Annotated in this window: 11 protein-coding genes; 2 read left to right on the top strand and 9 right to left on the bottom strand. The window is 71.7% G+C overall.

Annotated elements, in window-relative coordinates:
• Positions 1-86: 86 nt before the first annotated feature.
• The 9 genes from BC793_RS40795 to BC793_RS40755 form a co-directional block, all read right to left on the bottom strand.
• The gene (locus tag BC793_RS40795) at positions 87-1,676 is read right to left on the bottom strand and encodes an STM4012 family radical SAM protein (RefSeq protein WP_109601979.1); all 1,590 of its coding nucleotides are present in this window, start codon (positions 1,674-1,676) and stop codon (positions 87-89) included.
• On the bottom strand, positions 1,673-2,470 hold the full coding sequence (locus BC793_RS40790; RefSeq protein ID WP_170167344.1) for an STM4013/SEN3800 family hydrolase: 798 nt from the start codon (positions 2,468-2,470) through the stop codon (positions 1,673-1,675). The genes BC793_RS40795 and BC793_RS40790 overlap by 4 nt, the downstream gene beginning before the upstream one ends.
• Positions 2,463-3,908: an STM4014 family protein gene (locus BC793_RS40785; RefSeq protein ID WP_170167343.1), complete on the bottom strand. Its 1,446-nt coding sequence runs from the start codon at positions 3,906-3,908 to the stop codon at positions 2,463-2,465. Before BC793_RS40785 ends, BC793_RS40790 begins: the two co-directional genes overlap by 8 nt.
• Positions 3,908-4,831: an STM4015 family protein gene (locus BC793_RS40780; RefSeq protein ID WP_109601977.1), complete on the bottom strand. Its 924-nt coding sequence runs from the start codon at positions 4,829-4,831 to the stop codon at positions 3,908-3,910. The genes BC793_RS40785 and BC793_RS40780 overlap by 1 nt, the downstream gene beginning before the upstream one ends.
• 90 nt (positions 4,832-4,921) lie before the next feature.
• Entirely contained in the window at positions 4,922-6,559 is a 1,638-nt protein-coding gene (locus tag BC793_RS40775; protein ID WP_109602046.1) for a sodium:solute symporter family protein, read from the bottom strand.
• Between the two features lie 38 nt (positions 6,560-6,597).
• Complete coding sequence (locus BC793_RS40770) at positions 6,598-6,795, bottom strand: DUF3311 domain-containing protein (RefSeq protein ID WP_109601976.1); 198 nt, start codon at positions 6,793-6,795, stop codon at positions 6,598-6,600.
• 150 nt (positions 6,796-6,945) lie between these two features.
• Entirely contained in the window at positions 6,946-7,332 is a 387-nt protein-coding gene (locus tag BC793_RS40765) for a PepSY domain-containing protein (protein ID WP_109601975.1), read from the bottom strand.
• 102 nt (positions 7,333-7,434) lie between these two features.
• Positions 7,435-8,718 carry a sensor histidine kinase gene (locus tag BC793_RS52540; RefSeq protein ID WP_203896556.1) on the bottom strand — a complete coding sequence of 428 codons (1,284 nt, stop codon included), beginning with the start codon at positions 8,716-8,718 and terminating at the stop codon, positions 7,435-7,437.
• Complete coding sequence (locus BC793_RS40755; protein ID WP_109602045.1) at positions 8,711-9,388, bottom strand: response regulator transcription factor; 678 nt, start codon at positions 9,386-9,388, stop codon at positions 8,711-8,713. The genes BC793_RS52540 and BC793_RS40755 overlap by 8 nt, the downstream gene beginning before the upstream one ends.
• A gap of 139 nt (positions 9,389-9,527) precedes the next feature.
• Between BC793_RS40755 and BC793_RS40750 the strand changes: the two genes are divergently transcribed.
• Positions 9,528-13,580: a SpoIIE family protein phosphatase gene (locus BC793_RS40750; protein WP_109601973.1), complete on the top strand. Its 4,053-nt coding sequence runs from the start codon at positions 9,528-9,530 to the stop codon at positions 13,578-13,580.
• Complete coding sequence (locus BC793_RS40745) at positions 13,580-13,882, top strand: STAS domain-containing protein (RefSeq protein ID WP_109601972.1); 303 nt, start codon at positions 13,580-13,582, stop codon at positions 13,880-13,882. The genes BC793_RS40750 and BC793_RS40745 overlap by 1 nt, the downstream gene beginning before the upstream one ends.
• Positions 13,883-13,931 lie beyond the last annotated feature (49 nt).

Below are 13,931 nucleotides of genomic sequence, written 5' to 3'. Positions count from 1 at the left end.
ATTGGGCGGCGAGGCTTGCGGGCGGTGCGCCGGGTGTGGCTCGGGCCGGGGCGGGTGGCCCGGACGATGTGTGTGGTCGGGGCCGGTCATCGCGGGACGTAGGCTCCCATCGCCTCACGGACCTCGCCGGACACCAGCCACGGGCCGATGGCGTCGGAGTGGTCCAGCCCGGTTGCGGTGAGGGCGGTTCGGGTCTCGTTCAGCAGGCCGAGATCGACCAGCCGGACGAGCTGCGGGAAGTCGCCGGTGTGGTCGGTGCCGAAACGCCGGCGGTAGGCGCCGGCGTCGACACCCTCCGCGCGCAGCAGGGATTTCAACAGCCAGCGGCGCCGCTGCTCGACCTCGTCGAGGTGGAAACCGAACTCCGCGTACCGGAAATCGTCGGCCGGCCGGGACAGGTAATCGGTGAGAACCGCGCGGACCTCGGGCACCGCCACCGCGTAGTCGAAGGAATAGTGCAGGGTCGTCGTGTACGACCGGGCGCCGCAGCCCAACCCCACCATGCCGTCGTCCTGGCAGCAGTAGTCGGGGCCGTCCGGAACCGGTGCGTCGGACCGGCGGAACTGGCGCATCGAATGCCGCACATATCCCGCGGCGGTCATCACGTCGACTGCCTGCCGATACAGCTCGAGACGCTGCCGGTCCCAGTCGGCGCGGGCGTGGGCACGGCGGCCCAGCCCGGTCAGCGGCCGCACATACAGCGGATACAGGTACAGCTCCTCCGGACGCCATCGGAGGGCCTCGTCGAGAGAATGCTGCCAGGTCTGCGCGGTCTGCCCGTCGATGCCGTAGATCAGGTCGATGTTGAGGACCGGGATCCGCGCGTCACGGATCGCCTGCAGCGCGGCCATCACCTCGGGGAGACGTTGCGGCCGACCCGCGGCCCGAGCCTCGGCGTCGAGGAAGCTCTGCACCCCGATGCTGATCCGCGTCGTCCCGTGCGCGGCCAGTACCGCCAGCCGATCCGGAGTCGCCGTCGCCGGCGACGTCTCCACCGACAGCGGCACACCGCTGAGCCGCCCCCGCGATGCCGACGGTGGCTCGCCAGCGAGGCGCTCCCGCGATGCCGACTCTGGCTGGCCGGTGAGGTGCTCCCGCGATGCCGACGGTGGCTCGCCAGCGAGGTGCTCTCGCGGTGCCGGCGCTGACTGGCCGGTGAGGTGCTCCCGCGGTGCCGACGGTGGCTCGCCGGTGAGGCGTCCTGGCGACGCTGACAGCGGTTCGGGGGCGGGGTGCCCCGCCGAGGCCGACGCCGGATCTGCGAGCAGCCGAGGTGACGGCGCCGGGGCGGGTGCCGCCCGGTCGCCGAAGGCGTCGGCCAGGATGCCGAACAACTCCTCCAGTTCGGAGGCCGTCAGGTAGGTGGGTGTGCCGCCGCCGATCGCCAGGCGGGAGAACGACGCGGCCGGGTCGAGACTGTCGCGGACCGCTGTGGCCTGGTGCCGCAGCTGGGCCAGATAGGCGGTGACCTGCTCATCGGGCGGATTGGCGCGGGTGAACAGGTTGCAGAAGCCGCACCGCATCTCACAGAACGGCAGGTGGACGTACCCGAAGAGGGACGTTTGCGGCTCGGCCGCCCACACGTCGCTCAGCAGCGGGCGTGGGTCGAGACGGCGGTAGGCGGTCTTGTGCGGATAGGCGTAGAGGTAACCCTGATAGGGGGAGTCGAGGTTCACCGGGCGTCCAGGATGAAGTCGGCGTACGGGACAGTCCACACGGACTCGTGGGCGACACGGTGGCCGGTGTGGCCGTCCTCGCCGTAGAGCGTGCCGTGATCGGAGCAGAGGATCACCTGGCAGGGACGTCCCCGTCCGGTGACCAGGGAGAACAGGCGATCGAGGCGACCGTCGACGTACTCCAGGGCGGCGGCGTGCGTGGCCAGGTCGTCGTGGGGGGCCGAGGGCACGTAGTGCCGGTTCGGCTGGTGCAGGGCGGCCACGTTGACGAACGTGAAGAGTGGACGGTTCGCGGGCAGGCCGTCGACGATCGTCTGGAGGCGGTCGATCTGGGCGCCGAAGCAGTCCGGAGCGGTCACGCCGAACGCCTTCTCCCAGTGCGCCTCGGCGAACAGCCCCGGCAGCACCCGGCCGAGCGGCGTCGCCGGGTTGAAGAAGCCGACCCCGCCCAGGCAGACGGTGTGATACCCGGCTGTGGCGAGGGCGGTCGGCAGGTCCGGCGCATCGAAGACATACGTGTCCGGGCCGCTGGTCTCACTGCCCCCGAATCGCGCCGCGAACAACCGCTCGTGCGGCCCCGGCGTCACCGGCGTAGGCAGGAACCCGGCGAAGAACGCGTGATGCGCGGCGTAGGTGAAACTCGCCGGGCTGTGCCGCCGCTCCCACACGCCACCCGGCAGAACCTTCGCGAGGTACGGCGTCCGCCCATCCGCCAGACACTCCACCGCCACGTCGTAACGCAACGTGTCCAGCGTGACGAACAGCAGGTCATGGCTCCCGATCAGCTCACGCACGACACACCCGCCCATCGACCGGCCGCAGGCCCACCGAGCGAGGAAGGCATGGCCCCGGGCCCTCGAGGGCGGAGGACGCGGCCCCAGGCCCATTGAGGGCGGAGGATGCGGCGCCGGACCCATTGAGGGCGGAGGATGTGGCGCCGAGGCCCCCGAGGGTGGAAGACGCGACCGCAAGCCCGTCGAGGGAGGAGGGCACGGCCCCGGGCTCATCAAGGGCGGAGGACGTGGCCCCGGGCCTATCGGGAGGAAGGGCGGGCGACCAGCCGGCGGTGAGGGCGGCTATCTGGGCACCGTAGGTGTCGAGGCCGTCGGCCAGGACCCGGGGGAGCAGGTCACCGAACGCGTTCACCTCGGCGACCGCGTGGTCGCGCCAGCCTGTCCGGAACATCAGGTCAACCCCGGCGTGCAGGGTTCCGGGGAAGACGGCCGCCACCCGGGCGCACGTCTCCATCGCCGCGGCCCAGGAGCGGGCGCCCGCGGCGGCCCGGACCGCTGCCACGTCGCCGCGGGTGTTGCCCAGGTGCAGGTTCGTCATGGGGGAGCGGCTGGTCCGGACGACCACGTGTCGTGGCTCGCCGGCGATTACGACGACCCGCAGGTCGAGGACACGATCGCCGAGGGTGGCTTTCGGATACCAGCGCTCGACGTGGAGGCCGTCCGGGCCGAGCCGGTCGACGATCGCGCGGATCGAGGCTTCGTCGTCGTAACGGCGTACCCGGAGATTGTTGAAGATCTTGTCTCCGCTCAGCTCGACCGACGTGGCCGCGGTGACCCGACGTCCGGCCGTGGCGAAGGCCAGGACGCCGGACGCCGACGAGCCGTGAGCCGGTTTGACGAACACCCGGTTCCAGCCGGCGTCGGCCATCGCGGCCCGCAGCGAGGCGTAGTCGTGCACCGGCGGCAGGGCGGGCGGCACCGGGATACCGGCCGCGGACAGCAGCGCGTGACAGCGGGGCTTGTCGCTCATGGTGAGGATGTCGTCGGGCTGGTTGAGCAGCACACCGCCGCCGGCCGCGACCCGGTCCAGTGCCCACCGCAGACCGGCGAACGCCGCCGCGGCCCCCACGATCTCCCCGTGCTCGGCCGCCACGGCGGGCCGTCCGCTGCCGCGCTCCCGCAACAGCCGGTCGACCTCGGCATCCTCCCCGGGCGACTCGATCCGCACGAACGTCCCCGGACCGGGAACCGCAGAACGCGGCGAAGGCGACGACGCGGCCGGAGGGCCAGCGGCGGCGAAGCGCACAGTGCCCGCCCCCGCGACCGCGGAACCCGGCGAAGGCGACGACGCGGTGGGAGGAGGTGCGGCGCCCGGGCCGGACGACAGCACCTCACGCCACGGGTGGACGACCGGGACGGGCAGGCCGGCCCGGACAGCGGCCTCGACGAACAGGGTGACCCGGCGGTTGTCCGGGTTTCCGACGACGGCGAGACGCACTACTCGGACACCGCGGTGTAGCGGCCCCACTCCTCTTCCTTCTGTGGATCGGAGACGTCCACCTCGACGCCGGGCAGCTCGTCGACCACGCGCTGCGCCGTCTCCGTCGACATGAAGTGGTGGCTGAGGTCGAGCTTGCGCAGGTGGGTCAGCGGCTGACCGGCCAGCAGGGTCTCCGCGCCGGTGTCGCCGAGGACGCCCATCGACAGGTCGAGGTCGGTGAGGCGGGCGACGATGGGCGCGGCGGCGACGGCCGCGGCGATCTCCTCGGCGACCTCGGCGTTGCGCAGGCCCAGGTAGGTGAGGGCGGGCAGGGACCGGCCGGCGAGGATCGGGGCGAGGTCGTCGGCGCGGGCGTCGCCACCGTATTGGTCGACACCCAGCCACAGCTCCAGGTGGCTCAGGTGGGGCAGGTCGCTGGCACCGACCGCCCGGACCACCCCGGCCGGCAGGCCACCGGACTGGAAGATCAGCTCACGGAGGCCCTCGTGGCGCACCGGCCGCATCCCCAGACCCGTCCCGCCGCGGATCCACAGGCGCTCCAGAGCCGGGAAAGCCTCGATCAGCGCGGTGATGTCGGCCTGGTTGATCCAGGAGATCTCGCACTCCTCGCCGGTGAGGTCACCGACGAACAGGGAGCGCAGCCCGCTCAGCCGTGCCGCGTTGTCGACGAGCAGCTGATAGGGGAACGGGGTGTCGTAGGCCGACCCCCACTCGCCGACGATCAGCGCGGTCGGGCCGGCCGGGCCGGTGCGCTGCAGCAGCTGCTCGAACGCGGCCTCGAACTCCTCCGGGGCGGCCTCGAAATCCTCCATGCTGATCCGCCAGGTGACCGCGGCCGGGTCGGCGACGGTCACCTCGTCGTCGTCGGCCGCGACCACCGGCAGTCCCGCGAAGATCTCCACGTGCTCGTAAATGCCCACAGGACTCCCCTAGTCCGTAACCGACGCTCACCGGAACAGTGCCGAGAACCTAGCAGCCCCCACCGACACTTTCGCGTCCCGCGTAACCCTTCAGAGGACCCGCTGGCCGGGGGAGCGGAGCGGTGGGTGCGCGGACGGTCCGCCGGACGGGTGCGCCGGTGAGCCGGATCCGCCGGTGGGCAGCCCGTCGATCAGCTCGTCCAGCCGCTGGAGGTACGGGTCGCCGGCGTCGGCGTGGTAGTCGTCGGGCCGGGTGCCGTCGTGGCCGTCGCGGACCCCGGCGGCCCGCACGAGCAGGGTGACCACGACCGCGACGACGAGGTTGACGGCGAGCGCGACGACGCCGACGTAGATGCTGCGGCCGTCGCCGATCGACCAGCTGGATCCACCGAAGTGCTCGGCGACGATCCGGCCGGTCCCGTCGACTTCCGGGATGTCCCAGAGCAGCACCAGGCCGGTGACCAGCCCGCTGATCAGCCCGGCGGTGAGTGCGGCCCGGTGGAACCAGGCGGTGAGCAGGCCGAGGAAGACGGCCGGGATGGTCTGCAGGATCAGCACCCCGCCGATGAGCTGAAGGTCGACGGAGAACGCCGGGTCGACGGCGAGGATCAGGGCGGCCGCGCCGAACTTGACGATCAGCGACACCCACCGGCTGGTCCACGCCTCGGCGGCGGGGGTGGCGTCGGGCCGCAGATAGGTGCGGTAGAGGCTGCGGGTGAACGCGTTGGCGGCGGCGATCGACATGACGGCGGCCGGGATCAGGGCGGCGATGCTGAGGGCGGCGTACGCGATTCCGGCCGACCAGCTGGGGAAATACTCGTGGATGAGCCGCGGCACCACGGTGTTGAGGTCGCCGTCGGCCGGTGTCACTCCCCGGGACAGCGCGAAGATCCCCATCATGGCCATCAGCCCGAGTGCCATGCAGTAGATCGGCAGAGCCGCGGCGTTCCGGCGGACCGTGTCGCGGTCCTTGGCGGCGAGCATCCCGACCAGCGCGTGCGGATACGCGAAGATGGCCAGCGCCGACCCGATGACCAGGGTGAAGAAGCCGAGATGGCCGGTCTCCGGCAGCAGCAGCCCGTCGGCCGGGTTGGGTGTGGCGGCGAATCGTGTGGCGGCGCCGCGGAAGGCGCTGCCCCAGCCGCCGTACATCGCCACCATCAGGGCAGCGGTGATCAGCATCCAGGCGAGCAGGACGTCCTTGACCACGGACAGCAGGGCGGGCGCCCGCAACCCGGAGCGGAACGTGCAGATCGAGATGAGCGTGACCGCGGCCAGCAGTGGCCACTCGCCGCCGAACCCGACCGTACGCAGCACCGCCTGGAGCGAGATGAGCTGCACCGCGACATACGGGATGGTGGCGAGGATGCCGGTCACGGCGACCAGCGCGCCGAGCCCGGGCGACCCGAACCGGGCGGCCGCGAACTCGCTGTGGGTCAGGAAGCCGTGCCGTCGCGCCACCGACCACGCCCGGGTGGTGAAGATGAAGGTCAGGGGCGTGGTGACGATGGCGAACGGCACGGCGAACCACCCGATCGCACCGAGGCCGTAGGTCAGCGCCGGGACGGCGATGAACGTGTACGCGCTGTACATGCTCCCGCCGAGGAGGAACCACATCGTCCAGTTGCCGAACGCCCGCCCGCCGACGGCCCACTCCTCGAGGTGGTAGGGGTCGGCGGGCCGGCGCCAGCGTGCGGCGCCGAAGCCGAGCAGCACGACGCCGGCCATCAGGACCAGGAAGACGCCGACCTCGACGTCCCGGTCGGTCACGGCCGGTCCTCGCGGGTGGCGAGGTAGACGACCGTGATGACGACCATCGCGAGCAGCGCGCACGCGAACTGGTACCAGAAGAAGAACGGGACCCCGAACAGGGTCGGCTCGATGCGGTTGGCGAACGGGGTCAGCAGTGGCGCGACGGTCGGAATGACCAGCAGCCAATGCCAGTGGCGTGAGCGGGGCGACATCTTCGTCTCCTGCTGTCGTGGGGTGCGGCGGGAGCCGCCGGAGGCCGGCCACGGCGAGGAGAACGAACATCTATTAGCACTGCTAGTGCCGAAACCGTGAGGATTGTTTTACCGCTCGATCTCCAAAGAGGAAAGACCCCTGATCAAAACTCAGTCGTCGGAGCCGTCGTCGTCGGTGTCGGTGCCGTCATCGTCGGCGCCGTCATCGTCCGTGTCCGCGGTCTTGGTCACGACCTGGAAGGAAGAGTCCAGATCGACATCCCACTCCTGACCGGCCGCGTCGCGGACCTCAGCCTCGTAGGCGACGCCCTGGTCGTCGGAGGCCTCCACCTCCAGGACGGTCCCGCCGGTGATCGCGGCCCGCGCGGCGTTCTCCGCCGAGGTGCGCTCCTCGGCGCTCAGCACCCGATCATCGGAATCCGGCCGCCCGTCCGCATTGGCGGCGGTCGCCCACACCGTGCCACCGGCGCCGAGAGCGGCCACGAGGGCGATGCCACCGACGATGGTGCGCTTGCTGCGGAGCTTGCTGGTGTCCATGAGATGTGCCTTTCTGGCGGTGACTTCTAGCGGTGACTTCAGGTACCGCCACAGCTTGCGCCGAGGTCCCTGAACCTCCCCTGAACGCAGCTGAAAGGCCTTTCAGGAAGCCGGCAGCCGTACGACGAAACGCGCCCCACCCAGCGCGGAGGCGGTGATCCCGACCGTGCCCCCGTGCGCGGTCACGATCTCCTTGACGATGGCCAGCCCGAGCCCACTGCCCCCGGCATCCCGGTCCCGGGCCTCGTCGAGCCGCACGAACCGCTCGAACACCCGCTCCCGCTCACCCTCGGGGACGCCCGCCCCGTCGTCCTCGACCACCAGCTCCACCCCGTCCCCGGCGGTCCGGACGGTCACCACCACGGCACCGTGGGCGTGCCGTGACGCGTTGTCGGTGAGGTTGCGCACCACCTGGGCGAGCGCCGTCGCGTCCCCGCGGACCCGGCCCGCGCCCACCCCGGACGTGTCGACCGTCAGCCCGGCCCGCCGCACCCGGCGCGCCTCGGCCATCGCCAGGTCGTCGAGGTCGACGTCGCGCAGCTGCCGCACCCCGGCCCCACCCGTCCGGGTGAGCAGAAGCAGCTGCTCCACCAGGCGTTCCATCCGCCCGGACTCCTCCAGCACCGCCTCGGCCAGCTCGCCCTCGGGCAGCGCTCCGGGATGCGACCGGGCCACCTCGGCCGCCTGCCGGATCGCGGCCAGCGGCGACCGCAGCTCGTGCGAGGCGTCGGCCACGAACCGCTGCTGCCGTTCCCGGGAGTCCTGGAGGCGGGTCAGCATCCGGTTCATGGTGGCGGCCAGCCGGTGGATCTCGTCGCGGGCCACCGGTTGCGGAACCCGCCGGTCCAACCGCTCCCCGGTGATCTCCTCGACCTCCCGGCGGATCCGCTCGACCGGTGCCAGCGCCCCCGTCACCCCGACCCAGGTCACCCCGCCGACCAGGATCAGCGCCCCCGGCACCCCCATCAGCAGGGGTGTGGCCAGCGCCTTCGTCGCGTCGTCGACCTCCTCCAGCGAGGCGAGGACCACGACGGTGTACGGACCCTCGTCCTCGGTGACCCGCAGTGACCGCTCGTCGAGTGTCTCCGACGACCGGACCACGGTGCCGGAGTCGTCCAGGATCTCCCAGGCGAAGTCGTCGTCGGAGTCCTCGTCGTCGGTGGCCTCATCGGTGCCGGAGGAGGACGGGACGGGGTCCGGCAGGCCGGACGTCCTGATCCGGTCGGCGATCATCAAGGCCCGGCTCTCCGCGGCGTCCCTGATCCCACCCTCCAGCGACGCCCGCGTCAGAAGCACCAGCGTCACCGCCCCGATCACCACGGCGACCGCCGTCACCAGCACCGCCAGAACGGTGGTCCGCAGCCGGATCGAGGCCCGCTCAACCACCGTCGCCGCCCAGCCGGTACCCGGCGCCCCGCACGGTCCGGATCGCCTCCCGCCCGAACGGCCGGTCGATCTTGTTGCGCAGATGCCGCACATACACCTCGACGATGTTGGGGTCACCGTCGAAGTCGGTGTCCCACACCGCCTCCAGGATCCGCTGTTTCGACACCACGTCGCCGGTGTTGCGGGCCAGGAAGGCCAGCAGCGCGAACTCCCGGGCGGTCAGCTCGATCTCGGTCTCACCCCGCCACACCCGCCGCGACGCCGGGTCGATCCGCAGGTCACCGGCGGTCAGCTGGACCGGCCGCTCCCGGGCCCCGCGCCGGGCCACCGCCCGCAGCCGGGCCACCAGCACCGGATAGGAGAACGGCTTGGTCAGATAGTCGTCGGCGCCGGTGTCCAGGCCCTCGACCTGATCCCACTCGCCGTCCTTGGCGGTCAGCATCACGATCGGCGTCCAGTTCTCCTCGGCGCGCAGCGTGGCGCAGACCTGATAGCCGTTGAGCTTGGGCAGCATCAGATCGAGGACGATCACGTCATATTCATTCTCCCTGGCCAGCCACAAGCCGTCGACGCCGTCCGGTGCGACGTCGACCGCGAAGCCCTCGGCTTCCAGGCCCACCCGCAACGACCAGGCGAGCCGCTTCTCGTCCTCCACGACGAGTACACGCATGCCGCTCATCCTTGCCCACCCGACCTGAAACCACGCTGAAGGGATCGCGGTAGAGCGGACCCGGATATCGGGGTGATGGTGCCGATGGTTACCGTCGTGGTGGTTTCGACGGGCTGCGGCAGGGGGACAAGCGGACGCGATGAACGGTGATGACAACCGGCCGTCTCCCGCGCTCTTCTCCGCCGATCCCGAGATCGGCACCGACCTCGCCGCGGTCGACTGGGAGGCGACCCCACTGGGGCGACCGGACAGCTGGCCGCAGAGCCTCCAGACGGCGGTGAGCATCCTGCTGTCCTCCCGGTTCTCCATGTGGATGGCCTGGGGTCCGCAGCTCACCTTCTTCTGCAACGACGCCTACCGCCGCAACACGCTGGCCCGGAAATATCCGTGGGCGCTGGGCCGGCCGGCCAGCGAGGTGTGGGCGGAGATCTGGGGCGACATCGGGCCGCGGATCGACACCGTGCTGCGCACCGGGGAGGCCACCTGGGACGAGGCGCTGCTGCTGTTCCTGGAGCGCTCGGGGTATCTCGAGGAGTCGTACCACACGTTCTCGTACAGTCCGCTGCGCGACGACGACGGCGCCCTCGTCGGGATGCTCTGCGTGGTCAGCGAGGAGACCGACCGGGTGGTCGGCGAGCGGCGGATGGCCACGCTGCGTGACCTCGGCTCGGACCCGAGTGTCGCCCGGACCCAGGAGGAGATGCTCGGGTTCGTCGGCCGGCAGCTCGACCGCAACCGGCGGGACCTGCCGTTCACACTGACCTACCTGTTCGGCCAGGACGGGGCGGCCCGGCTCGCCGCGTCGACCGGGATCGACAGCCGGCACCCGGCGGCGGCGCCCGGCGCCTGGCCCACCGACCGGCTGGCCAACGGTGAGCCGGTCCTGACCGACCTCAGCCGGTGGGACGGGCTGCCCGGCGGCGACTGGCCGGATCCGCCGGCCCAGGCGCTCGCGGTGCCGCTGGTGCGCCAGGGCGGTACGCCGTACGGCTTCTTCGTCGCCGGGCTCAACCGCTACCGGCCCCTCGACGACGGTTATCGGGGGTTCGTCGAGCTCACCGCCGGTCACATCACCGCCGGAGTGGCCGGCGCCCGCAGCTACGAGGCCCAACAGCGCCGGGCCGAGGAACTGGCCGAACTCGACCGCGCGAAGACCGCCTTCTTCTCCAACATCAGCCACGAGTTCCGTACCCCGCTGACGTTGATCATGGGTCCGGTGGAGGATCTCCTCGCCGACGCCGACGAGCGGACCCGGCCGGATCTGGAGGTCGTCCACCGCAACGGGCTGCGCCTCGGCAAACTGGTCAACACGCTGCTCGACTTCTCCCGGATCGAGGCCGGCCGGATGCAGGCCCGTTTCGAGACCGTCGACCTGGCCGCCACCACCGCGGACCTGGCCAGCGTGTTCCGGTCGGCGATCGAACGGGCCGGGCTGACGTTCGAGGTCGACTGCCCGCCCCTGCCCCAGCCGGTCCACCTCGACCGGAGCATGTGGGAGAAGATCGTCCTCAACCTGCTCAGCAACGCCCTCAAGTTCACCTTCGACGGCGGCATCCGGGTGACGGCGCGTGCCGACGGTCCCGATGCGGTCGTCACGGTCAGTGACACCGGAGTGGGTGTCGCCGAGGAGGAGATGCCCCGGCTGTTCGAGCGGTTCCACCGGATCGAGAACTCCCGGTCGCGCTCCAACGAGGGCAGCGGCATCGGTCTGGCCCTGGTCCGCGAGCTGGTCGGGCTGCACGGCGGGACGATCAGCGCGGAGAGCACCGTCGGACGGGGGACCACGTTCAGGATCCGTCTTCCGTTCGGCAGCACGCACCTTCCGGCGTACACGCTGAACTCCCCGGGCGAAAGCCATGCCGAATCCTTCCTCCAGGAGGCCCTGCGCTGGCTGCCGGGCGGTGAGGAACCGGCGGTGGTGCCCGGACCGGGCGCGTCGCCGGACGGTGGCGCGGCCCTGCTGGTCGCCGACGACAACGCCGACATGCGCGACTACCTGACCCGGCTGCTGCGCTCCGCCGGGCACCGGGTGACCGCCGCCGGCGACGGCCAGCAGGCTCTGGAGGCCGCCCGGACCGTCACCCCCGACCTGATCGTCAGCGACGTGATGATGCCGCGCCTCGACGGGTTGCAGCTGGTCGCCGCCCTGCGCGCCGACCCGCGCACGGCGAGCACGCCGGTGCTGCTGCTGTCCGCCCGCGCCGGGCAGGAGGCGTCCATCGAAGGCCTGGAGGCGGGCGCCGACGACTACCTGGTCAAGCCGTTCTCCGCCGCCGAGCTGCTGGCCCGGGTGCGTGCCAACGTCAAGCTGGCCCGGCTGCGCAACCATCACACCCGCTGGCGGACCGCGCTGATCGACTCGCTGCAGGAGGCGTTCTTCGTCTGCGACGAGGACGGCGCGGTCATCGAGATCAACAGCGCGTTCACCGACATCCTCGGGTATGGGCCGGAGGGGCTGCCGTACCTTCCGACCCATCCGTGGTGGCCGGACGCCGCGACCGACGTCGAGGCGCACCGGGCGGTCTCGCACGCGTACGCGACGCTGCTCGAGGAGCCGCACGGCACGTACACCATCCCGGTCCGGCACCGCGACGGCCGGCGGCTGTGGGCGGCGGCCGCGTACAACCGGGTCCGCGACCCGGAGACCGGCAAACAGGTGGTCGTCGGCACGTTCCGGGACGTCACCGCCGAGCACTACGCGGTGCAGCGCGACAGTGCCCTCGCCGCCCTCGGCATGCGCTTCGCCGAGGCGGAGAACCTCGGCGAGGCCCTCGATGCGGTCCTGCGCGAGCTGGAGCAGACCTGGCAGGCGGCGTACGTGCTGGCGACCGTCTTCACCGACCGGTCCGGTCCCGTGGTGACCGCCACCGATCCGTCGCTGACCTGGGACAGTCTGCCCGAGGAGCGCCGGCGGTCGATCCTCGCGCTCCGGGACCTGCCGGCGTTCACCCCGTCCGGCACCGGCATCGTCCTCGACCACCCGCACGGCCCCATGGCACTGTGGATCGAGCCCGGCCCGCAGCGCCCGTTCACCACCCCCGACGAGACCCTCCTCGCGCTGCTCGCCGGCCGCATCAGCCAGGGTCTGCGCCGCATCGACCAGTTCGACCAGCAGCGGGAGACCGCGCTCGCCCTCCAGCGGGCCATCCTCGGCCCGGACAGCCTGCCCACCGGTTTCGCGGTCCGCTACGAGCCGGCGACCCGCCCGTTGAAGGTCGGCGGCGACTGGTACGACACGATCACGCTCCCCGACGGCCGGATCGGCATCGTCGTCGGCGACTGCGTCGGTCACGGCCTTCAGGCGGCCACCGTGATGGGCCAGCTCCGCAGTGCCTGCCGCGCCCTGCTGCTCCAGGACACCAGCCCCGCGCAGACCCTGATGGCCCTCGACCGGTTCGCCGCCATGCTGCCCGGCGCCGGCTGCGCCACCGTCTTCTGCGGGATCCTCGACCCCGGCACCGGCCATCTCGTCTACTCCAGCGCCGGCCACCCACCGGCCATCGTCGGCCATCCCGACGGCAGCACCCATCTGCTCGACGGTGGCCGGTCCCGTCCGGTGGCGGTCCGTCCCGGCCTGGACCGTCCGGACGCCGAATACGTGGTGCCACCCCGGGCGACCCTGCTGCTCTACACCGACGGTCTGGTCGAACGCCGGCGCCGTCCGCTGTCCGCCGGCATCGGTGAGGCGAGTGTCGCCGTGCAGCACGGCCTGGGTACCCCGATCGAGGACCTGGCCACCGAGATCATGACCCGGCTGGCCCCCGAGGCCGGCTACGACGACGACGTCGCCCTGCTCCTGTACCGCCACCCCGGCCCGCTGGAGATCGAGTTCGCCGCCGAGTCGACCCGGCTCGCCCCGGTCCGCTCCGCGCTGCGCGGATGGCTCGACCGGTGCGGCGTGGACCCGGCCATCGTGCAGAACGTGCTGGTCGCCGCCGGGGAGGCGTGCGCCAACGCGATCGAGCACGGCCACCGCGAGCAGCCGGGCGGCCGGATCCGGCTCCGTGCCGCCGCGACCGCCGCCGACCTGCGCCTGACCATTTCCGACAGCGGACGCTGGAAGACTCCCGATCCCTCCGCCGGCCCGTACCGCGGTCGGGGGATCAAGCTCATGCGCGCCTTCATGCACACTGTCACCGTCACCTCCGGAACGACCGGCACCGTCGTCGACATGCAGGCGAGGCTAACCTGATGACCCCCGAGCTCACCCTCACGACGGGTCCCGGCCCGGATGGTGCCGTCGTTCTCACCGCCTCCGGCGAGATCGACATGAGCAACGCCGAGACCTTCGCCGGCGCCCTGACCCGGGCGGTCGCCGACGCGGCCGGCGCGCGCCTGGTCGTCGACCTCACCGCGGTCGAATACCTGGACAGCGCGGGTCTCGCGGCGCTCTTCGCCCAGGCCGATCACATCGAATTGCGTACGGGGCCGCTGCTCGCCCCGTTGCTGGAGATCTCCGGCCTCAGTGACCTGACCACGGTCCACCAGCTCTGACCCGCCGGCCCTTCCGCGGCTCGAGCCGGCGGTGGAAGCCGGCGGTGGA

This window comes from Actinoplanes xinjiangensis (assembly GCF_003148685.1).
In the GTDB taxonomy this organism is placed as follows: Bacteria; Actinomycetota; Actinomycetes; order Mycobacteriales; family Micromonosporaceae; genus Actinoplanes; species Actinoplanes xinjiangensis.
This window is presented reverse-complemented; position numbering and strand designations above follow the sequence as displayed.